This is a genomic window from Burkholderia sp. Bp9140, assembly GCF_003853425.1.
Lineage (GTDB): Bacteria > Pseudomonadota > Gammaproteobacteria > Burkholderiales > Burkholderiaceae > Burkholderia.
Genome location: NZ_QTPQ01000012.1, coordinates 127236 through 147068 on the forward strand (window position 1 = coordinate 127236; position 19833 = coordinate 147068).

The 19833-nt window shown below is 70.0% G+C and carries 17 protein-coding genes; 5 read left to right on the forward strand and 12 right to left on the reverse strand.

Features of this window, described 5'->3' with window-relative positions:
• Positions 1 to 110: 110 nt before the first annotated feature.
• The 3 genes from DIE21_RS12570 to DIE21_RS12580 form a co-directional block, all read right to left on the reverse strand.
• Positions 111 to 1178 carry an ABC transporter ATP-binding protein gene (locus DIE21_RS12570; protein ID WP_124498014.1) on the reverse strand — a complete coding sequence of 356 codons (1068 nt, stop codon included), beginning with the start codon at positions 1176 to 1178 and terminating at the stop codon, positions 111 to 113.
• Entirely contained in the window at positions 1171 to 2943 is a 1773-nt protein-coding gene (locus DIE21_RS12575; RefSeq protein ID WP_124498015.1) for an iron ABC transporter permease, read from the reverse strand. The genes DIE21_RS12570 and DIE21_RS12575 overlap by 8 nt, the downstream gene beginning before the upstream one ends.
• 100 nt (positions 2944 to 3043) lie before the next feature.
• Positions 3044 to 4144, reverse strand: a complete 1101-nt coding sequence (locus tag DIE21_RS12580) for an ABC transporter substrate-binding protein (RefSeq protein ID WP_124498016.1) — start codon at positions 4142 to 4144, stop codon at positions 3044 to 3046.
• Positions 4145 to 4269: 125 nt separating this feature from the next.
• Between DIE21_RS12580 and DIE21_RS12585 the strand changes: the two genes are divergently transcribed.
• The gene (locus DIE21_RS12585) at positions 4270 to 4944 is read left to right on the forward strand and encodes a response regulator (protein ID WP_124498017.1); all 675 of its coding nucleotides are present in this window, start codon (positions 4270 to 4272) and stop codon (positions 4942 to 4944) included.
• Entirely contained in the window at positions 4941 to 6416 is a 1476-nt protein-coding gene (locus DIE21_RS12590) for a sensor histidine kinase (RefSeq protein WP_260426703.1), read from the forward strand. The genes DIE21_RS12585 and DIE21_RS12590 overlap by 4 nt, the downstream gene beginning before the upstream one ends.
• An 80-nt stretch (positions 6417 to 6496) precedes the next feature.
• Here the strand turns inward: DIE21_RS12590 and DIE21_RS12595 are convergent, their stop codons facing one another.
• From DIE21_RS12595 to DIE21_RS12630, 8 genes are all read right to left on the reverse strand, one after another.
• Entirely contained in the window at positions 6497 to 7363 is an 867-nt protein-coding gene (locus DIE21_RS12595) for an MOSC domain-containing protein (protein WP_124498018.1), read from the reverse strand.
• A 92-nt stretch (positions 7364 to 7455) separates the two neighbouring features.
• On the reverse strand, positions 7456 to 8409 hold the full coding sequence (locus DIE21_RS12600) for an ABC transporter substrate-binding protein (RefSeq protein ID WP_124498019.1): 954 nt from the start codon (positions 8407 to 8409) through the stop codon (positions 7456 to 7458).
• 49 nt (positions 8410 to 8458) lie between these two features.
• A complete protein-coding gene (locus DIE21_RS12605) occupies positions 8459 to 9640 on the reverse strand; it encodes a cytochrome c (RefSeq protein ID WP_124498020.1) in 1182 nt (393 codons plus the stop codon).
• 50 nt (positions 9641 to 9690) lie between these two features.
• Positions 9691 to 10515 (reverse strand): ABC transporter ATP-binding protein, encoded by an 825-nt coding sequence (locus tag DIE21_RS12610; protein ID WP_124498021.1) that lies wholly within the window; start codon positions 10513 to 10515, stop codon positions 9691 to 9693.
• Entirely contained in the window at positions 10509 to 11615 is a 1107-nt protein-coding gene (locus tag DIE21_RS12615; protein ID WP_124498022.1) for an ABC transporter permease, read from the reverse strand. Before DIE21_RS12615 ends, DIE21_RS12610 begins: the two co-directional genes overlap by 7 nt.
• A gap of 4 nt (positions 11616 to 11619) precedes the next feature.
• Complete coding sequence (locus tag DIE21_RS12620) at positions 11620 to 12654, reverse strand: ABC transporter substrate-binding protein (protein WP_124498023.1); 1035 nt, start codon at positions 12652 to 12654, stop codon at positions 11620 to 11622.
• A gap of 35 nt (positions 12655 to 12689) precedes the next feature.
• A complete protein-coding gene (locus DIE21_RS12625; RefSeq protein WP_124498024.1) occupies positions 12690 to 13535 on the reverse strand; it encodes a class II aldolase/adducin family protein in 846 nt (281 codons plus the stop codon).
• 20 nt (positions 13536 to 13555) lie between these two features.
• On the reverse strand, positions 13556 to 14641 hold the full coding sequence (locus DIE21_RS12630; protein WP_124498025.1) for an LLM class flavin-dependent oxidoreductase: 1086 nt from the start codon (positions 14639 to 14641) through the stop codon (positions 13556 to 13558).
• Positions 14642 to 15081: 440 nt separating this feature from the next.
• On the opposite strand from DIE21_RS12630, the gene DIE21_RS12635 reads away from it, so the two are divergent.
• Positions 15082 to 16461: an acyl-CoA dehydrogenase family protein gene (locus tag DIE21_RS12635; RefSeq protein ID WP_124498026.1), complete on the forward strand. Its 1380-nt coding sequence runs from the start codon at positions 15082 to 15084 to the stop codon at positions 16459 to 16461.
• A 61-nt stretch (positions 16462 to 16522) separates the two neighbouring features.
• Here the strand turns inward: DIE21_RS12635 and DIE21_RS12640 are convergent, their stop codons facing one another.
• On the reverse strand, positions 16523 to 17446 hold the full coding sequence (locus DIE21_RS12640; protein ID WP_124498027.1) for a LysR family transcriptional regulator: 924 nt from the start codon (positions 17444 to 17446) through the stop codon (positions 16523 to 16525).
• A gap of 74 nt (positions 17447 to 17520) precedes the next feature.
• Here DIE21_RS12640 and DIE21_RS12645 point away from each other — a divergent pair, with 74 nt between their 5' ends.
• Both DIE21_RS12645 and DIE21_RS12650 read left to right on the forward strand, forming a co-directional pair.
• Complete coding sequence (locus tag DIE21_RS12645; protein ID WP_124498028.1) at positions 17521 to 18087, forward strand: cysteine dioxygenase; 567 nt, start codon at positions 17521 to 17523, stop codon at positions 18085 to 18087.
• A gap of 106 nt (positions 18088 to 18193) precedes the next feature.
• The gene (locus tag DIE21_RS12650) at positions 18194 to 19819 is read left to right on the forward strand and encodes a rhodanese-related sulfurtransferase (RefSeq protein ID WP_124498029.1); all 1626 of its coding nucleotides are present in this window, start codon (positions 18194 to 18196) and stop codon (positions 19817 to 19819) included.
• Positions 19820 to 19833: the final 14 nt, after the last annotated feature.

Sequence of the window (19833 nt, forward strand, 5' to 3'; positions counted from 1 at the left end):
GATGCAGCGCGCAGTACGCCACGGCGGACGCCCGAAGACGTCCGCCGGACAGACCTGTCATCACCTGACGGAAAGCGCGCGAGCGGCGGGCGCGGTGCCCGCCGCGTGGGTCAGCTCGCCTTGGCGAACGCCCAGCAGTCGTTGGCCGGGAATTCGATCCAGTGCTTGCCGGCCGCGCGCGGCACGTGGCCGAACGCGCGCAGGCGCATCTCGCCGCAATGGAACAGGTATTCCCAGCGGTCGCCGAGATACATCGACGTGACGAGGTCGGCCTGCAGCCGGTTCGCGCCCGGGCCGTCGGCGACCTGCACGCGTTCGAGCCGGATCACGGCCTGCGCGTGCTGGCCCGGCGCGAACGTGTCGCGCGCGAGCGCCTGCAGTTCCCAGCCGTCGCCGGCGAGCGTCACGCGTTCGCCGTCGACGGCCGCGACGCGCGCGTCGATGCGGTTGTTGCTGCCCATGAATTCGGCCGTGTACAGCGAGCGCGGCGCGCCGTACAGCTCGGCCGGCGTGCCTTCCTGCTCGATGCGGCCGTTGCGCAGCAGCAGGATGCGATCGGACATCGCCATCGCCTCGGTCTGGTCGTGCGTCACGCAGAGCGCCGACAGCCCGAGCGACACGATCAGCTCGCGCAGCCATGCACGCGCTTCCTCGCGCAGCTTCGCGTCGAGGTTCGACAGCGGCTCGTCGAGCAGGATGACCGGCGGGTTGTAGACGAGCGCGCGCGCGATCGCGACGCGCTGCTGCTGGCCGCCCGACAATTGATGCGGAAAGCGTTCGGCGAGATGGCCGAGGCCGAGCTGGTCGAGCGCGGCCTGTACGCGGCGTTTCTGTTCGGCCGGCGCGACCCGCCGCAGCTTGAGCCCGTAGCCGACGTTGTCGGCGACGGTGCGATGCGGCCACAGCGCGTACGACTGGAACACGAGGCCGAGCGAACGCTGTTCGACGGGCAGGTCGACGTGTTTCGCGCCGTCGAAGAACACGCGGTCGTCGAGCTGGATGCGCCCGTCGGACGGCTGTTCGAGGCCGGCCACCGCGCGCAGCAGCGTGGTCTTGCCGCTGCCCGACGCGCCGAGCAGGCACACGACTTCGCCGGCCTTCAGTTCGAACGACACGCCCTTGAGGATCGGGTTGGCGCCGTAGCTGAGATGCAGGTCGTCGACGATGAGCTTATCCATGAAGTTTCACTCCGAAGCGCAGGGCCACGCCGAGACCGGCGCCGACCATCGCGATGTTGATGACAGAGAGCGCGGCAACCTGGTCGACGGCGCCGGTCGCCCACAGCGACACGAGCAGCGCGCCGATCACTTCGGTGCCGGGCGACAGCAGGTAGACGGCGGTCGAGTATTCGCGCTCGAAGATCATGAAGATCAGGAGCCACGCGGCGAGCAGGCCGAAGCGCACGAGCGGCAGCGTCACGTCGAGCGACACGCGGCTGCGCGTGGCGCCGACGCTGCGGCCGGCCTCCTCGAGCTCCGGGCCGACCTGCAGCAGCGCGCTCTGGATGAGCCGCATCCCGTATGCGAGCCATACGACCGTGTACGCGATCCAGATGCTCCACATCGAGTTCTTCAGCTCGCGCAGGCCCGGAACGAACAGGAAGATCCACAGGAACGCGAGACCGGCGAGCAGCCCCGGCACCGCGCGCGGCAGCAGCACGAGGTAGTCGAGCAGCTTGGTCGCCCAGTCGTGGCGGCGGTGGCCGGCGAACGCGACGAGCGAGTAGAAGCCGATCGCGAGCGCGCCGCCGATCACGCCGATGCCGAGCGTGTTGACGATTGCGCGCACGAGGTTGTCCTGCTCGAACAGCTCGACGAAGTTCGACAGCGTCAGCACTTCGGTGAGCGGCACGCCTTCGCCCCAGTTGGTCACGAACGCGCGCAGCACGATGCCGGAGATCGGCACGATCACGGTCAGCACGAGCCACAGCGCGACGATCGCGAGCGCGACCCAGCGCCACACGCCGAGCGGCAGCACGGTCGAGCGGCCGGCCTTGCCCTTCACGGTGACGAAGCGGTTCGCGGTCTTCAGCAGGCGGCGCTGCAGCAGCACGAGCGGGAACGTGATCGCGACGATGCACACCGCGACCGCGGCCATCAGGTGATACGACGGCACGCCGAGCTTGTTGGTCAGCTTGTACAGGTAGGTCGCGAGCACGAGATGGCCTTCCGGATCGCCGAGCACGAGCGGCAGCCCGAATACCTCGAAGCCGAGGAAGAACACGAGCACGCCGGCGAACAGCAGCGCGGGCATCGTCATCGGCAGGCTCACGTCGAGCGCGACGCGGAACGGCCGGGCGCCCGTCACGCGCGCGGCTTCCTCGACGTCCGAGCCGAGGTTGCGCAGCGCGGCCGACGAGTACAGGTACACGTGCGGCACGTGCGTGAGGCCGACGATCACCGTGATCGCGAAGATCGAGTAGACGTTCCAGGGCACGTTCTGCACCCCGAACAGTTCCTTGAACCACACCGAGTAGAATCCGACGGGGCCGGCCGCGACCACGTAGCCGAACGCGAGCACCATCGGCGACACGAACACGGGCGTGAGCAGCAGCGGTTCGAGCCAGCGGCGGCCGGGCAGGTCGGTGCGCACCATCAGGAACGCGAGGATGCCGCCGAGCGGGATCGAGATGAACAGCATCCCGCCGGCGATGATGAACGAGTTCTTCACGGCCGACCAGAAGTCCGGGTCGGTGAAGATGAAGCGGAAGCCCTCGATGCCGAGCGTCTTGTTCGCGTCGAAGAACGGCGCGGACAGCAGGCTCTGGAACAGGATGAAGCCGAGCGGCAGCGCGACCGCGATGGTCAGCACCGCGACGACGATCCAGCGCAGCATGCCGGCGAGCGGCTGCAGGCTGTTGGCCGGCAGCGCGGGGATCGCGCCGGCCTGGCCGGCGGTGGGTGGAACGGCCGACGCCGTTCCGCGTGTGCTGGTTGAAAGCATGAGTTCACCCCTGCGGCCATCCGGATGGCCGCCTCTAGGAAGTCGGTAAGGGGAAGGGGCCGTCCGCGCGGTGTGCGGCGGACGGCCGGAGGTCAGCGGATCAGCGCTTGATCGCCTGCTGCCATTGCTTCAGGAACGCGAGCCGCTTCGACTGGTCGAGATAGACGAGCAGGCCGGTGCCGATCTGGATCGGCTTCAGCGAATCGCCGAGTTCCTTCGTGAGACTCGCGGCCGACGTCTCGCCGGTCACGTCCGCGCGGATCGCGTACAGGTTCGCCTGGTTCGCGATCAGCGTCTGGCCGCGCTTCGACAGCAGGTAGTCGACCCACAGCTTCGCGGCGTTCGGGTTCCTCGCCTTCCTCGAGATCGTCGCGAGGCGGCTCACGACCTGCGTGTAGTCCTTCGGAAACACGTAGCCGATCGACTTGTCCTTCTTCGCCTTCGCGTACGCATACGAGCCGATGATGTTGTAGCCGATCAGGTTCTCGCCGGACGAGATCCGCTCCATCATCGCGCCGGTGCTCGACTGCAGTTTCGGGTTGGTCGCACCGATCGCCTTCACGAGCTCCCACGTGACCTGCTCGTTTACGTGCGCGTCCTGCGTCAGGTAGTTGAAGCCGACGCCCGACTTCTCGATGTCGTAGGTCGTGACCTTGCCCTTGAACTTGTCGGCTTGCGTGGTGAGCAGCTTGATCAGGTCGGCGCGCGTCTTCGGCACCTCGTTCTCGGGGATCAGGCGCTTGTTGTAGACGATCGCGAGCGGCTCGAACGTCGTGCCGTACGCCTGCTTCTGGTATTGCGCCCATTGCGGCACGTTCGCGCTTTCGGGCGAATCGTACGACGCCATCAGGCCGTCGTTGACGAGCTTGACCTGCAGGTCCATCGCCGAGCTCCACAGCACGTCGGCGCTGGTGCTGCTGGCCGCGTTCTCGCTGATGTAGCGGTTGTACAGCTCGGTGCTGTTCATGTCGTTGTACTCGACCTTCACGCCGTACAGGCTTTCGAAGTCCTTGATCAGCGGGCGCACGAGGCCCGTGTCGGTCGTCGAGTAGACGATCAGCTTGCCTTCCTTCTTCGCGGCGTCGACGACACCCTGGTAGTTACCCGGATATCCGGCCGGAACCTGCGCGACGGCGCCGGCGGCGGCGGTGCCCAGGACGATCGCCAGCGCGGCGGCGAGCTGCTTCGGTGCAAACGGCATGTCTTCCTCCAGTGATGCGTGTGTGTTGTTCGAGTGATGCGGATGTTAGTTGCGAGGCACTTTCAGCCTGCTTTCATTTCGGTTCACAATAGCGTTCTTTGTGTCATGGATTTCCCGAGGTCCCCATGCGTGTGCTGCTCGTCGAAGACAATCCGAACCTGGCCCAGTCGTTGAGCGACGCGCTGAGCGCCGCGCGCTTCGCGGTCGATCACATGGCGGACGGGGAGGCGGCGGATCACGTGCTGCGCACGCAGGACTACGCGTTGGTGATCCTCGATCTCGGGCTGCCGAAGCTCGACGGGCTCGAGGTGCTGCGGCGGCTGCGCGCGCGCCGCAATCCGGTGCCGGTGCTGATCCTCACCGCGCACGGCTCGGTCGAGGACCGCGTGAAGGGGCTCAATCTCGGCGCCGACGATTATCTGGCGAAGCCGTTCGAGCTGACCGAGCTGGAGGCACGCGCCCGCGCGCTGATCCGGCGCAGCCTCGGTCACGAGCATTCGCGGGTCGCATGCGGGCCGCTTTCGTATGACAGTATCGACCGCAGCTTTCACCTCGCGGGCGAACCGCTGCCGCTCACGCCGCGCGAGCGCTCGGTGCTCGAAGTGCTGATCCTGCGTAACGGCCGCGCGATCAACAAGGAGACGCTGTCGGAGAAGATCTTCGGGATCGACGAGTCGGTCAACGCGGATGCGATCGAGATCTACGTGTACCGGCTGCGCAAGAAGCTCGAGAACACCGGCGTCGCGATCGTCACGCTGCGCGGGCTCGGGTATCTGCTCGAAGCGAAGGCGGCCGGATGAGCCACCCCCGCGCCGACCTTCGTTCGCGGCCCCCCGAGGGGGCGCATGCCCATCTCGGGGCGGCCCGGCGGAGGGCATGGCACCGCCCGAACCTGCGCACGCAGGTCGCGCTGTGGCTGCTGCTGCCGCTGCTCGGGCTGCTCGCGCTCGACTCGTGGCTCACGTACCAGCGCGCGATGAGCGCCGCGCACGTCGCGTTCGACCGCACGCTGTCGTCGTCGCTGAAGTCGATCCGCGAAGGCGTGCGCCTCAACAAGGGCGAGATCGAGGTCGACCTGCCGTATCTCGCGCTCGAGATGTTCGAGTCGGGCGACGGCGGCAAGATCTACTACCTGATCCGCGAGGACAACGGCCACACGATCACCGGCTATCCGGACCTGCCGCTGCCGCAGGGTGACGGTGCGCTGTTCGTCACGCGCTACTACGACGTCGTCTATCGCGGCGATCAGTTGCGCATGGCCGCGCTGCGCGTGCCGGTGCACGACGTGCCGACCGCGCAGACGCGCATCGTATGGGTGATGGTCGGCGAGACGATCGAGGCGCGCCACGCGCTCGCGCGCGAGATCCTGGTGGGCTCGCTGCTGCAGGAAGGGCTGCTCGTCGTGCTCGCGCTCGGGATCGTGTGGCTCGGCGTCGGGCGCGGGCTGCGGCCGCTGAACCGGCTGTCGGCGACGGTCGCCGCGCGCAGCGACGGCGACCCGACGCCGCTCGGCACCGGCGGCATGCCGAGCGAGCTCGCGCCGCTCGTCGACTCGATCAACCAGTACATCGGCCGCACGCAGCGGATGCAGGTCGCGCGGCGGCGCTTCTTCGCGGATGCGGCCCATCAGCTGAAAACGCCGCTCGCGGCCGTGCAGGCCGGCGTCGAGCTCGCGCTGCGGCCGGACGAGCAGCCGCGCGTGAACGTGCATCTGCGGCGTGTGAACGGCGCGGTGCGGCAGGCGGCGAAGATCGTCCAGCAACTGCTGTCGCTGTCGCGGCTCGATTCGGACAGCGGCCATGCGATTGCGCACCAGCCGGTCGCGCTGCAGCGGCTCGCGCGCAGCGTGACGCTCGACTGGTCGCCCGTCGCGCGCGCGCGCGACATCGACCTGGGTTTCGAGCACGAGGCCGATGTCGACGTGCTCGGGCAGCCGGACCTGCTCGGCGAAATGATCGGAAACCTGATCGACAACGCGATCCGTTACTCGGGCGACCGCGCGGTGATCACGGTGCGCGTGTCGCGCGACGGCGACCATGCGCGGCTCGACGTGATCGACAACGGGCCGGGCATTCCGGCCGGCGAGCGCGACGCGGTGTTCGAGCGCTTTCATCGCGGCAGCAAGACGCAGACGGTCGAAGGCACGGGGCTCGGGCTGTCGATCGTGCGGGAGATCGCGCGCGTGCATCAGGGCAGCGTGACGCTGGACGATGCGACGGGCGGCGGATTGATCGTGACGGTGATGCTGCCGGCGGTTCAGGCAGCGCGGTAGACGGGCCGCCGCGATCGGCGCAGCCGCGGCGGCGGGTGGCGACGCAAGCGACGCGCCGCCCGCCGCTTCGGTGAGCCGGGTCAGTCGCCGAACCCGATCTCCGCTTCGACCGACTGCCCGACCTCGAGCCACGCGCCCGCGCCTTCGACGACGATCGCGTTGATGCCGAACGTCAGCGCATTGTCGTAGTTCGGGTTCGCGCGATAGGTCTGCATCGTGTCGGTCGGCTCGTGCGGCCAGTCCGGGTTCGGCGCGCCCGTCACCTGGTCGATCGTCGGCATCGGGCAGCGCGTGCACAGCTTCACGAGCCGCAGCCGCACGGGCGTCTCGCCGTCGGCGTCGAGATGCTCGAGGAAATCCTCTTCATACGCGTCGAGATCCGACACGACGATGTTCGGGCGGAAGCGGTTCATCGGGATCGCCGGCACGCCTTTCGCGACGAGCTTCGCGTTCAGGTCGTCGAGCGACGACTGGCCGATCACGAGCAGCGGATAGCCGTCCGCGAACTGCGTGTGCGTATCGATGTCGCCGGTCCATTTGCGGTTGCAGCCGCGGCGTGCGTCGGCGCCGAAGCGCGCGAGCTTCAACGGCGTGCCGAGGAATTCGGTGAGCCACGCGGCGGTTTCGGCGCCCGTGTCGATCGCGTCGACGGTGTCGCGCCAGACGGTCGCGGCCACCTTCGGCGTGGCGGGTGTCGCGTCGCCGTCGAGCGGCGTGCGGAGCTCGGCCATGCCCGGCGCGTTCAGCACGAGCGCATCGCTGTCGAGCGCGGTGCGGATCAGCGCGAGGCGCGGGTGCGTGCGCTGCGTGATCATCATCCCGTCCGGGGTGGTGATCAGCCAGTGGCGATCGTATGCGAGGCCCGTTTCGAGCAGCTGCGCGCGTGACAGCGCGATGCCGGCGCAGGATTTGATCGGGTAGACGAAGAGTTCGGAGATGGCTGGCATGACGCTGGCTGACAAAGGCGGGATGGTCGAATCGCGATTGTGCCAGATCGGGCGAAAGCCGTTTGGGCGGTTGCATGCCGCCGCGCGGCCGCTCACGCCAACGGAAAGCCGAGGTCGAAGGTCGTGCGCACGTCGAGCGGCTGGCGCAGCAGCCCGGCCTTCAGGTAGAAGTCGGCCGTGCGCTGCTGCCCGGCGATCACCGTCGCGTCGATCGGCAGCCAGCGCGTGTTGCGGCGCTCGAACTGCAGCTTCGCGGCCGCCGGCGGGATGCCGATGATGCGCGCGAGCGCCGCGGAATACGCGTCGACGTGCCGGTACGACCAGACCTGCGCGCGCACGACGCGTTGCAGGAAGTCGCGCAGCACGTCGTGCTTCGATGCGATCGCCGCGTCGGTCGCCGCGACGTAGCTGAGGCCCGACCACAGGCCGCGGCCGTTGACGAGCACGCGCGCGCGGCCGCTCGTCTCGGCGAGCGCGGTGTAGGGTTCCCACGTCGCCCACGCGTCGATCGAACCGGTTGCAAGTGCAAGCATCGTGTCGGCCGGCGGCAGGAAGCGGAACGACACGGCGTCGGGCGGCAGGCCGGCCGCGTCGAGCGCCTTCAGCGTGACGAAATGGCCGATCGAGCCGCGCGTGGTGCCGATGCGCTTGCCTTTCAGGTCGGCGGCGTCTTTCAGCGTCGCGTCGGGCCGCACGAGCAGCGCGGTGCCATATGGGTCGGAGCGATTCGCGCCGATCACCTTGATGCGGGCGCCCGACGCGAGCGCAAAGATCACCGGCGCGTCGCCGATCGGCCCGCAGTCGACGGCTGCCGCGTTCAGCGCTTCGGCGAGCGGCGCGGCGGCCGGGAATTCGGTCCACGCGATGTCGTACGCGAGGCCGTTCAGTTCGCCCGCCGCTTCGAGCAGCGCGCGCAGCCCGCCTTTCTGGTCGCCGGCACGCAGCAGCGGTCGCGCGCCCGATTGCGCATGAAGCGCGGCCGGCGCGGTTGCGGCGGCGGCGAGGGCGGTTGCTTGCGCGAGGAAGTGGCGTCGGGTCGGATTCATCGTGAGTTCGGTCGAGCGGGGAAACGGTTCAGGGATTCAGTTCGGGGATTCAGTGCGGGAGCCCGGCCTGCACGTCGCGCACGGGTTCGGCGTCCACGCGCAGCAGCAGCGCGGTCAGCGGATCGACGCTCGCGGCGGCCGCCGGTGGTCGCGCGGCGGCATCGGAGCGGCACAGCAGGTCGGATGCCGACCAGCCTGCACTGCCCGGCAACGCACGCGCCCGCAGCCAGCCGTGCCGGTCGGCGAGCAGTTGCGTGCCGCCGAACGCATCGGGCGGCACGCCCGCGATCGTCGCGAACGCCTGCCATGCATCGGGTGTCGCTGCGACGCAGTTCGCGCGCACGCCGGTGGCAAGCGGCGCGGGCGTGTCGCCGGCAACGACCAGCAGCGTCTGCCAGCGCGGGTCTTCCTGCGGCACCGTGCCGCCCGGCGCGAGCGCGACGACGTGCACGCGCTGGCCTTCGCGCCAGCGCTCCAGCGGTTGCGGCGCGGCGCTGCCGCAGCGCACGTCGAGCGCTGGCAGCGGGACGGGCACGGGCCACGCCCCTTCCGCCTGCGCGCCGCTGCCGGCCGACAGCGCTTTCAGGTAGTCGAGCACGGCCCAGGTTTCGGCCGGGCCGAGCGTTGCGGCAAAGCCCGGCATCGATGCCGCGCCGCGTGCGTCGCGTGTACCGTGCCGCACGCGCCAGTACAGTTCGCCGTCGAGCCGCCGGGCGAGCAGCGCGCCCGCGAAGGTCGGCGGCCAGTGCGCGAGCGTTGCCGCGAGCGGTCCTTCGCCGCGGCCGTCCGCGCCGTGACAGGCCGCGCAATGCTGCGCATACAGGTGCGCACCGCGCATCACGTTCGCGACGGAAAACGGCGCGGGATTGCGCTGGAAACTGGTCGCCACCGCAGGCGCGAGCCACAGCGACACCGGCGGCCACGGCGCTAACCACGCAAGCGCCAGCGCGGCGATTGCCGATGCCGCCCGCCACTTGCGCGACACGAGCGCGACGCAGCCGAGCGCTGCGGCGAGCGCGGTCGCCGCGCCGGCGAACGCGAGCTGGCGCGTGAGCCCCGCGTCGATGCGCAGCGTGTCGAGCGCGATCCGGTGCGCCCAGGGCCACGCGGCCTGTCCGTCGGCATCGCCGGTCAGGCCGGCCGCATGCAGCACGCGCGCCAACGCGATCTGCGCGCGATACAGCAGTTGCAGGAACAGGAGCGCCCAGTCGGCGAACGGCGGTGCATTCATCGGTGCGGCCTTTGCCGCGCACCGGCAATCCTGTGAACGACACCGCGCATCTACCAGCTCGCATCGAGTCCGAGATGCCGCAGCGCTTCATGGCGCAGCGCGGCGAGACGCGGGTCGCCGCGATGGCGCGGATAGGGCAGGTCGACGCGCAGTTCCGCGACGATGCGTGCGGGACGCGGCCCGAACACGATCACGCGCTGCGCGAGAAACAGCGCTTCCTCGACGTCGTGCGTGACGAGCAGCGCGGAGAACGCGTCGCGTTGCCACAGCGCGGTCAGCTCGGCCTGCATCGTCAACCGCGTCAGCGAATCGAGCTTGCCGAGCGGCTCGTCGAGGATCAGGAGGCGCGGATCGTTGACGAGCGCGCGGGCGAGTGCGACGCGCTGCGCCATCCCGCCCGACAGCTGATGTGGAAACACGTTCGAGAATTCCTGCAGCCCGACGCGCGCGAGCGCATCGTCGACACGATGCCGCGCGGTGCGCGCCACGCCGCGCGCTTCGAGTCCGAGCGCGACGTTCGCGCGCACGCGGCGCCACGGGTAGAGCGTCGGATCCTGGAACACGACGATGCGCGACGGATCGGGCCGTTCGATCGGCGCGCCGTCCTGCGCGATCGTGCCTTGCCGCGCGGCGTCGAGGCCCGCGACGAGCCGCAGCAGCGTCGATTTCCCGCAGCCGCTCGGGCCGAGCAGCGCGACGAATTCGCCGGCCGCGACCGACAGCGTGACGTCGTCGAGCACCGGCAGCGGGCCGCCGGGGCCGTCGAACGCGTGGCTTACGCGGCGGATGTCGATGCGCGCGCCGCGCGGCGCCGTGGCACTGGACGTGCCGGGCGGGGTGGCAACGGACGGTTCGAGAACGGCGGCGCTTACCATTTGACGGTTCCTTTCTGCCACGCGAGCACACGGTCGCGCACCGCGAACAGCAGCGCGATCAGCCCGGAAAACAGCAGCGCCATCACGATCAGCGCCGCATACATGTTCACGTACGATGCCCAGCCCTGCGCCCAGCTCAGGTACCAGCCGAGCCCCGACTTGACGCCCATCATCTCGGCGACGACGAGCACCGTGAACGACGCGCTCAGCCCCATGAAGATGCCGACGAACACATGCGGCAGCGCGGCCGGAATGGCGACGCGCAGCACGAGGAAGCGCGCGTTCGCGCCGAGCGTGCGCGCGACGTCGTAGTACTGCCGGTTCACGCTCGCGACGCCCGACCACGTCAGCACCGCGACCGGGAAGCCGGTCGACAGCGCGATCAGGAACGCCGCCGCCGAATAGCTGGTCGGAAAGAAGTAGAACGTGAGCGGCAGCAGCGCGGTGGCCGGCACGGGGCCGAGCACGCGCAGCACCGGATGCACCCAGTAGCCGATGCGGCGCGACCAGCCGATCGATACGCCGACCGCGAACCCGACCGCGACGCCGTAGGCAAACCCGAGCGAAAGCAGCTTCAGCGTATTGCCGGCGCTGCCGGCGAGGCGCGGCCAGTCGTCGACGTAGACCTCGATCAGCGCCTGCGGCGGCGCGAAGAACGGCGTCGGCAGCCAGCCGGTCTTCGCGGTGACGATTTCCCATGCGGCGAGCACGAGCGGCAGCGCGACGAGCCACGGCCCGGCCGGGCGCACGCGGGCGAGCCGGGCGCGCGTGGCCGGCACGCGATGGCCGAGCGTCGCGGCGATCAGCAGCAGCGCGGCGATGACCCACGCGGCGGTGCCGAACGTGTCGGTGTACGCCCAGTCGGTGAAGCCGACGACGCGGTTCGGCCACAGGTCGGTCACCGCACCGAGCGCGGCCCACGCAAGCGCTGCAACGACGCCGGTCGGCCAGGTACGCGCACGGCGTGCTTCGGCCGCGCGCGTTGCATCGCAGGCCGTGCAGGCAGCGCGGGACGCAGCGATCGCGGGAGCCGTCGCGATGACGGCACCGCCCGGCGCCGATGCGGTGCGCGCAGCGGGCGTGTGTTCGATCGTCGACATCGCGTCACCCCAGCACGTTCGCATAGACCTGCTGCGCGAAGCGCTGCGGGTCGGTGCTCTTCTTCAGCACGCTGATCCGGCGGAAATCGTCCGCATAGAACGCGATTTCCTGCTGCAGGTCGACGTTGGTCGGGTGATGCGTGTAGGTCAGCGTCGCGTACAGCTTGCGCAGGTCTTCCGGGTTGATCTTCGGCGAATACTTCGCGAACGCCTTCGCGGCTTCGTTCGGGTTGTCGTGCGTGTACTCGGTGGCCTGCACGATCGAGCGCGCGAGCGCGGCGGCCGCCGGCCGGTCGTTGCGCACGAGGTCGCCGCGCGCGCCGATCACGCAGCACACCTTGCGCGCGTATTCGCCGGACAGGTTCGTCGCGAGTTCGGTATACGCGCCGTTGCTGCGCTTCTCGAGCAGGTAGAGGTTCGGGTCGCCGTCGGCGATCGCCTGGATCTCGCCCTTGTCGACCGCCACGCCGAGCAGGTCGGCCGGATACTGCCGCCACGTGATGTCGCGCTCGGGATCGATGCCGTTCTTCGCGAGCAGGATCGAGAAGAAGTGCTTGCCGGGCGCGGCGAGATCGCTGACGCCGACCGTCTTGCCCTTCAGCGCCTGCAGCGTCGTGACGCCGGCCGTCCTCGAGCCGAGCAGCCGCACGCAGCCGCCATGCGAGCTGCCGATGATCTTCACGTCGAAGCCGGCTTCGAGCGGCTTCAGCCAGCGGTGGATCATCCCGACCGCCGCGTCGGCCTTGCCGGTCGCGATCGATTCGAGCAACTGGTCGGTCGACCCGCTGTAGTTGATCAGCTCGACCTTCAGCCCGTTCTTCTCGAAGAAGCCGTTCTCCTGCGCGACGACGATCGGCGTCAGGCAGAACGCATTCTGGTTCCACGCGAACGTGAGCTTCTTCAGCGGCGGCGCGGACCAGGCCTTGCGGCCGAGCGTGATCGCCGGTGCGGCGAGCGCGGCGGCGCCGGCCGCGCGCAGCAGCCGGCGGCGTGTGTCGTCAGGTGCGCCGGTCGGCGCGGGTGCGGTGGTATCGGTCATCGTGGGGTCTCCGGTTCCGGTGGTGCGGCAGGCGCTCAGTCGAGCAGGTCGGGTTCGTCGGCGACGACGCGCGCGAACAGGCTGTCGAACGCATGCAATGCGCCGTCGGGGCCGCCGATCTGGCCGTGCGTGTGTCGCGCGGTCGCGTGATCGATCGGTTGCGGCGTGCCGGCCGCTTCGGCCAGCAACTGCGTGTGCGCGGCGTTGTCGAGTGCGATGTACCACCACGCGGCGGCCTCGACCGTCGGGCCGGCCGTCAGGATGCCGTGGTTCTTCAGGATCACGCCCTTGTGCGTGCCGCCGTCGGGTTTCGCGAGCGCGTCCGCGATCCGCGCGCCTTCGCTCGTATCGACGACCATGCCCGTGAAATCGTCGAACAGCGCGTGGTCCTCGTAGAACACGCACGCGTCCTGCGTCAGCGGGTCGAGCGGGCGGCCGAGCGTCGACCAGGCCTTGCCGTAGGTCGAATGCGTATGCGCGGCCGCGACGATGTGCGGATGCGCGTCGTGAATCGCCGCATGGATCGCGAACGCGGCCTTGTTCAGCGGCCGGTTGCCGATCGCGGTTTCGCCGCGCGCGTTGACGAGCAGCAGGTCCGACACCTTGATCCGCGAGAAATGCACGCCGAGCGGATTCACCCAGAAGTGGTCGGGCAGTTCCGGATCGCGCGCGGTGATGTGGCCGGCGAGGCCCGATGCGAAGCCGAAGCGCGCGAACAGGCGGAACGCGGCCGCGAGCCGTTCCTGCCGGTGGCGGCGCTCGGCGGCGACGTCGATGCGCGGCGCGGGCGGATCGAACCAGAAATGCTGGCGCGGCGTGTCGGCGAGCACGAGGCCCGACGCGGTGCGCGCGGGCGCTGACGAAGACAGGACGGCGGACATGGCAGGCGTCTCCGTTGGCGTCAGGCTGCGCGGCGCGCCGCGTCGCGTGCCGCGACGGCGCCGCGCACGCGCGGAATCAGTTCGCGGCCGTAGTCGATCGCGTCTTCGAGCGGATCGAAGCCGCGGATCAGGAACGTCGTCACGCCGAGGTCGTAGTAGTCGAGCAGCGCGTCGGCGACCTGTTCGGGCGTGCCGACCAGCGCGGTCGAATTCGAGCGCGCGCCGGTGAGTTTCGCGATCTCGGTCCACAGCCGCTTGTCGACGCGCGAGCCGCGTTCGGCCGCGGCGAGCAGGCGCCGCGCGCCTTCGCTCTGCTGCGGGCCGCCGCTGCCGAGGCCGGCCGCTTCACGCAGCCGGCGGGTTTCGTCGAGGATCCGGTGCGCGCGCGCCCACGCTTCGTCTTCGGTCGCCGCGAGGATCGGCCGGAACGACACCGAGAAGCGCACCTGCCGGCCGTGCTTCGCGGCTTCGGCGCGCACGCGGGTCGTCAGGTCGCGCACCTGGTCGAGCGATTCGCCCCACAGCGCATAGACGTCCGCGTGCTTGCCGGCCACTTCCAGCGCCGCTTCCGAGGCGCCACCGAAGTAGATCGGCACGTGCGGCCGCTGGAACGGCTTGACTTCCGAAAAGCCCTGCGTGAAGCGGTAGTGCGCGCCGTCGTGATCGAACGGCTGCGTTTCGGTCCAGATGCGACGCAGGATGCCGAGGTATTCGTCGGTGCGTGCGTAACGTGCGTCGTGGCCGAGGAAGTCGCCGTCGCGCTGCTGCTCGCTGTCGGAGCCGCCCGAGATGAAGTGCACGGCGAGCCGGCCGCGGCTGAACTGGTCGAGCGTCGCGATCTGCCGGGCGGCGAGCGTCGGCGCGGTGAAGCCCGGACGATGCGCGAGCATGAAATGGATGCGTTCGGTCGCCGCGGCCGCGAACGCGATCGTCAGCGTCGCCGACGGGCCGGTCGAGTGGTGCGGGACGAGGATCCGGTCGAAGCCGGCCGTTTCGTGTGCGCGGGCGAAGTCGCGCACGTAGTCGGGGTCGACGACGGGGCCGGCAGGCGGATGGATTTCCGACTGCTTCTGGCTCTGGATCATGCCGATGAATTCGACGCTCATCTGGGTCTCCGATGCAAGGACGGCCCGGCGCGGCGAGCGATGGCCGGCGGGGGCGGGAATGGAGCGCAGATTACCGCCGGGATCATGCGAAACGGAAATAATCAATCCCGATTTGAATATCAGATTTGCATGGTTTGGGCGCGAGTGAGTTGCGCATACGCTGTGGGCTCGCGATCGAACCGAAAGGGCGCCGGCTGCGTGTCGTGCGGCGCTTCCGTGCCGGGCATGAGCGGGATCGGCGCGCGATTCGGAGTCTGCGGCCCGGTTGGCGTGCTGAAGGCGGATGCGTGCGCGAGCGGTCGCGACGAACGCCCGCGAATCCGCAGCCGGTCGCCGCCGGCTTCACGCGCCGCCGCGCCACTTGCCGATCGATCTCCGCTGTTATCGCTGTTACGTTACCCCGCTACCCCGCTACCCAGTCACCGAGGGAATCCGTACCGATGTCCGCCAGCCTTGCCGCTTCCTCGCCGCAACCGCCGCAGTCGTCGCTGCGCCATCTGCCCGCCGACGATGCACGCGTTGCCGTGCTGCTCGAGCGTCTCGCGCCCGACCTCGCCGCCGACGCGGCCCGCAACGATCTCGACGGCCGCTTCCCGCACGAGAACTTCGCGCGCCTGCATCGCGCGGGGCTGATCGCGCAGGTCGTGCCGCGCGAGCATGGCGGCGCGGGCGCGACGCTCGCGCAGGCGAGCCGCATCGTGGCCGCGGTCGCACGCGCCGATCCCGCGACCGCGCTGGTGCTGACGATGACGTATCTGCAGCATCGCGCGCTCGGCCGCGCGGACAACCGCTGGCCCGCGCGCCTGCGGCGTGCCGTGTTCGACAGCGCGGTCGACGAAGGCGCACTGATCAACGCGCTGCGCGTCGAGCCGGCGCTCGGGTCGCCGTCGCGCGGCGGCCTGCCCGAAACGGTTGCGCGTCGCGACGGCGACGGCTGGCGGCTGTCCGGCCACAAGCTGTACAGCACCGGCATTCCGGCGCTGCGCTGGCTCGCCGTGTGGGCCCGCACCGACGAGCCCGAGCCGCGCGTCGGCGTGTTCCTCGTGCCGCGCGAGCGCGACGCGGAGGACGACGCGCGCATCCGCGTGATCGAAAGCTGGAATCACCTGGGCCTGCGCGCGTCGGGCAGCCACGAGGTCGTGTTCGACGACGTGCGGCTGCCCGCCGATCATGCGGTGGACGTGCGCGCGCCCGATGCGTGGGCCGTGTCGGCCGCGAGTCATGCGGATGTCGACGCGCAGGCCGACCAGCAGGCCTGGATGGTCGCGCTGCTCGGCAGTCTCTACGATGCCGTGGCACGTGCGTCGCGCGACTGGCTGCTCGATTTCGCGGCGACGCGCGCGCCGAGCGGGCTCGGTGCGCCGCTCGCGACGCTGCCGCGCGTGCAGGAGGCCGTCGGCGAGATCGAAGGGTGGCTGCACACGAACCGCGTGCTGCTCGACGATCACATCGCGCGTGCCGATGCGGGCGATGCGCCGGCGTTGACGACGAGCGGCCTCGTCAAGCGAACCGTGACGGAACACGCGATCCGCACCGTCGAGCACGCGTTGAAGCTGTCGGGCAATCACGGGTTGAGCCGCCACAATCCGCTCGAACGTCACTATCGCGACGTGCTGTGCAGCCGCGTGCATACGCCGCAGGACGACGCGATCGCGGTCGCGGCCGGACGTGCGGCGCTCGAGGCGGCGGCGCGAAGCATCACGTCGAATGCGGATTCGGATGCGACGTCACGCAGCGTGCCGGCGCGAACCGCAACCACGAACGCGGACGCGGGCCGGACGTCGCACGATGCGCCGGCATCCGGTCGAAACGATGCGTGAGCAGGGCGGCGTGGTAGTCAGCGCAGACGTGACGACGCCGTGCAGACGTCGCCCGCCCTGGTCAAGCGGCCTCGTCGTGCTCGCCGGCATCCGCGGGCAGCGCGAACGCGGTGCGTGCATGCGCGGCCACGGTCGCGAGCGGCGCCGCGAAGCGCGCGGCGTCCTGCCGGTGCAGCAGCCACAGATCGATCTGCGGCTTGAAATCGGCGAGCGGCACGATGTCGAGCGCGTTGCGCAGCGGGCTGCCTTCGAGCAGCGGCAGCGGCATCAGCCCGATGCCGAAACCGTTCGCGACGCTCTGCAATTGCAGGTCGCGGCCATACGTGTCGAGCGTGACCGGCATCGGCAGCCCCTGCGCGTCGAGCGCTCGGCGCAGGCCCGCGCGGAAGCCGCAGCCGTCGGGATTGAGCACCCAGCCGCGCGCATGGCAGTCCGCGAGCCGGTAGCTGCGGCGCGGCCAGTCTCCCTTGCGGCCGACGGCGACGAGCCGCGTGGCCAGCAGCCGCTCGCCCTCGACCTGCGGCGGCACCACCATCTCGCGGGCCAGAAACACCAGCGCCGCGTCGAGCTCGCGGCGCGCGACCCGCTCGACGAGCATGCCGCCCCAGGCGGTCGTGACCTGCGTGGCGAGTGCCGGCCATTGCGCGGCGAGCCGCGCGATCAGGCCGGGCAGCATCAACTCGCCGAGCCCCTGCGTGAGGCCGACGCGGAATTCGCCGGCGGGCGGCCGCCGGCCGGCCGTCAGTTCGCGCAGCGCATCGACTTCGCGCAGGATCGCGCGGCACTGCTCGAACACCTGCCGGCCGATGTCGGTCGGGCGCGGCGGCTTCGTGTTGCGGTCGAGCAGCGTGACGCCGAGCGCTTCCTCGAGATTCTGGACGCGCCGCGTGATCGCGGGCTGCGTCATCCCGAGCTCGGCCGCGGCCTGGCTCAGCGACTGGCCGCGGACGACCGCTGCAAAAGCATCGATATCGCTAATTTTCATGTTTGTTCTGCATGGTATTTCGGGTGCATCATGACGATCCATCATATTCGGCATCATATTCGAGGAGGCAGCCAATGAGTACGCTTTCGTTGCGGCAGACGCCGCTGCGTCCGTTCGTCGACGGGCTCGGCGCACTGCTCGCGTCCGGCGCGAACGAGGCACGCATCCTCGACAAGGGCGGCGCGCTGCTCGCCGCACTCGTCGCGCAGGACGACTGGCTGCCCGACGCGTTCGCGCAGCCCGATCCCGAGCGCTACCGCCAGTACCTGCTGCATCTCGATCCCGACGAGCGGTTTTCCATCGTCAGCTTCGTATGGGGGCCCGGCCAGACGACGCCGATCCATAACCATACGGTGTGGGGGCTGATCGGGATGCTGCGCGGCGGCGAGTTTTCGCAGCCGTACCGGTTCGATGAAACCGGCAAGCCGGTGCCGTCGGGCGATGCGGTGCGGCTGCAGCCGGGCGAGGTCGAGGCGGTGTCGCCGCGCATCGGCGACGTCCATCGCGTGACCAACGCATTCGCGGACCAGGTGTCGATCAGCATCCACGTGTACGGCGCCAACATCGGCAAGGTCGAACGCGCGGTGTTCCTCGACGACGGCACCGTGAAGCCGTTCGTGTCCGGCTATTCGAACGCGTGATCCCGTGTGTCGCCCGCGCCGTTGCGAGCACACGCCCGTGGGCCAAGATTCATCCGTTTTCCGTTTGTTTTCTTCTCCGACTTCAACCGATTCCGACAGAGACATCGTGACGCAATCCGCCGATTCCATTTCCCGTTTCCCCGTCGCGTCGTACCAGGACGTACGCGCGCGCCTGCTGGCCCGCGACGAGCTCGCGCTGATCGACGTGCGCGAGGAAGACCCGTACGCGCAGGGCCATCCGCTGTGGGCCGCGAACTTTCCGCTGTCGAAGCTCGAACTCGACGCGTGGACGCGCATGCCGCGCCGCGACACGCCGATCGTCGTGTTCGGCGAAGCCGGCGGCGAGGATCTCGCGCCGCGTGCGGCCGCGAAGCTCGCGCAGCTCGGCTATACCGACGTGCGCCTGCTCGACGGCGGCCTCGCGGGCTGGCTCGCCGCGGGCGGCGAGCTGTTCATCGACGTGAACGTGCCGAGCAAGTCGTTCGGCGAGTGGGTCGAGGCCGAGCGCCATACGCCGTCGCTGTCCGCGCAGGAAGTGCAGGCGCTGATCGACGCGCAGGCCGACGTCGTGATCGTCGATGCGCGCCGCTTCGACGAATACCGGACGATGAACATCCCGACGTCGACGAGCGTGCCGGGTGCGGAACTCGTGCTGCGCGTGCGCGCGCTCGCGCCGAATCCGGAAACCCGGGTGGTGGTGAACTGCGCGGGCCGCACGCGCAGCATCATCGGCACGCAGTCGCTGATCAACGCCGGGCTGCCGAACCCGGTCGCGGCACTGCGCAACGGCACGATCGGCTGGACGCTCGCCGGCCAGACGCTCGAGCACGGCGCCGCGCGACGGTTTCTGGACGACATCGATACCGCGCAACGCGAGGAAGCACGCCGCGCCGCGCGCGCGGTGGCCGAGCGCGCCGGCGTGCCGCGCATCGCGCTCGCGGAGGTCGCCGCGCTCGACGAGCCGGGCCGCACGCTGTACCGCTTCGACGTGCGCACGCCGGAGGAGTACGAGGCCGGCCACCTGCCGGGCTTCCTGAGCACGCCGGGCGGCCAGCTCGTGCAGGAGACCGACCATCACGCGGCCGTGCGCGGCGCGCGGATCGTGCTCGCCGACGACGACGGCGTGCGCGCGGACATGACCGCGTCGTGGCTCGCGCAGATGGGCTGGGATGTGCACGTGGTCGAACCGGCCGGCACGGCGGCGTTCGCGGAGCGCGGCCAGCCGCCGCGCGACGTGCCGGCGACGCCGCAGGCGACCGAGGTGTCGCCCGCGACGCTCGCGGGCTGGCTGAAGGAGGCGGCCGCGGGCGAGGTCGCGATCGTCGACGTGACGACCAGCGCGAACTACGTGAAGCGCCATATCCCCGGCGCATGGTTCGTCGTGCGCGCGCAATTGCGCGACGCGCTCGCCGCGATTCCGCCGGCGAAGCGCTACGTGTTCACGTGCGGCTCGAGCCTGCTCGCGCGGTTCGCGGCGGACGACGCGCGCGCGTTGCTGCCGGCTGCCGCGGCAATCTCGGTGCTGACGGGCGGCACGGCCGCGTGGATCGACGCGGGGCTGCCGCTCGAGCATGGCGAGACGCACCTGGCGTCGCCGCGTGTCGACCGCTACCGGCGCCCGTACGAAGGCACCGACAACGCGGCCGCCGCGATGCAGGCGTATCTCGACTGGGAATACGGGCTGGTCGACCAGCTGAAGCGGGACGGCACGCACCACTTCCGCGTGATCTGACCGCGGCGCGGCAA

What these genes read in the sequence shown, in the direction of transcription:
- DIE21_RS12605 (WP_124498020.1), bottom strand. Translation starts at nt 9,640, where the DNA reads ATGAATGCACCGCCGTTCGCCGACTGGGCGCTCCTGTTCCTGCAACTG.
- DIE21_RS12585 (WP_124498017.1), top strand. Translation starts at nt 4,270, where the DNA reads ATGCGTGTGCTGCTCGTCGAAGACAATCCGAACCTGGCCCAGTCGTTG.
- DIE21_RS12635 (WP_124498026.1), top strand. Translation starts at nt 15,082, where the DNA reads ATGTCCGCCAGCCTTGCCGCTTCCTCGCCGCAACCGCCGCAGTCGTCG.
- DIE21_RS12595 (WP_124498018.1), bottom strand. Translation starts at nt 7,363, where the DNA reads ATGCCAGCCATCTCCGAACTCTTCGTCTACCCGATCAAATCCTGCGCC.
- DIE21_RS12620 (WP_124498023.1), bottom strand. Translation starts at nt 12,654, where the DNA reads ATGACCGATACCACCGCACCCGCGCCGACCGGCGCACCTGACGACACA.
- DIE21_RS12610 (WP_124498021.1), bottom strand. Translation starts at nt 10,515, where the DNA reads ATGGTAAGCGCCGCCGTTCTCGAACCGTCCGTTGCCACCCCGCCCGGC.
- DIE21_RS12615 (WP_124498022.1), bottom strand. Translation starts at nt 11,615, where the DNA reads ATGTCGACGATCGAACACACGCCCGCTGCGCGCACCGCATCGGCGCCG.
- DIE21_RS12630 (WP_124498025.1), bottom strand. Translation starts at nt 14,641, where the DNA reads ATGAGCGTCGAATTCATCGGCATGATCCAGAGCCAGAAGCAGTCGGAA.
- DIE21_RS12645 (WP_124498028.1), top strand. Translation starts at nt 17,521, where the DNA reads ATGAGTACGCTTTCGTTGCGGCAGACGCCGCTGCGTCCGTTCGTCGAC.
- DIE21_RS12570 (WP_124498014.1), bottom strand. Translation starts at nt 1,178, where the DNA reads ATGGATAAGCTCATCGTCGACGACCTGCATCTCAGCTACGGCGCCAAC.
- DIE21_RS12625 (WP_124498024.1), bottom strand. Translation starts at nt 13,535, where the DNA reads ATGTCCGCCGTCCTGTCTTCGTCAGCGCCCGCGCGCACCGCGTCGGGC.
- DIE21_RS12590 (WP_260426703.1), top strand. Translation starts at nt 4,941, where the DNA reads ATGAGCCACCCCCGCGCCGACCTTCGTTCGCGGCCCCCCGAGGGGGCG.
- DIE21_RS12580 (WP_124498016.1), bottom strand. Translation starts at nt 4,144, where the DNA reads ATGCCGTTTGCACCGAAGCAGCTCGCCGCCGCGCTGGCGATCGTCCTG.
- DIE21_RS12600 (WP_124498019.1), bottom strand. Translation starts at nt 8,409, where the DNA reads ATGAATCCGACCCGACGCCACTTCCTCGCGCAAGCAACCGCCCTCGCC.
- DIE21_RS12575 (WP_124498015.1), bottom strand. Translation starts at nt 2,943, where the DNA reads ATGCTTTCAACCAGCACACGCGGAACGGCGTCGGCCGTTCCACCCACC.
- DIE21_RS12640 (WP_124498027.1), bottom strand. Translation starts at nt 17,446, where the DNA reads ATGAAAATTAGCGATATCGATGCTTTTGCAGCGGTCGTCCGCGGCCAG.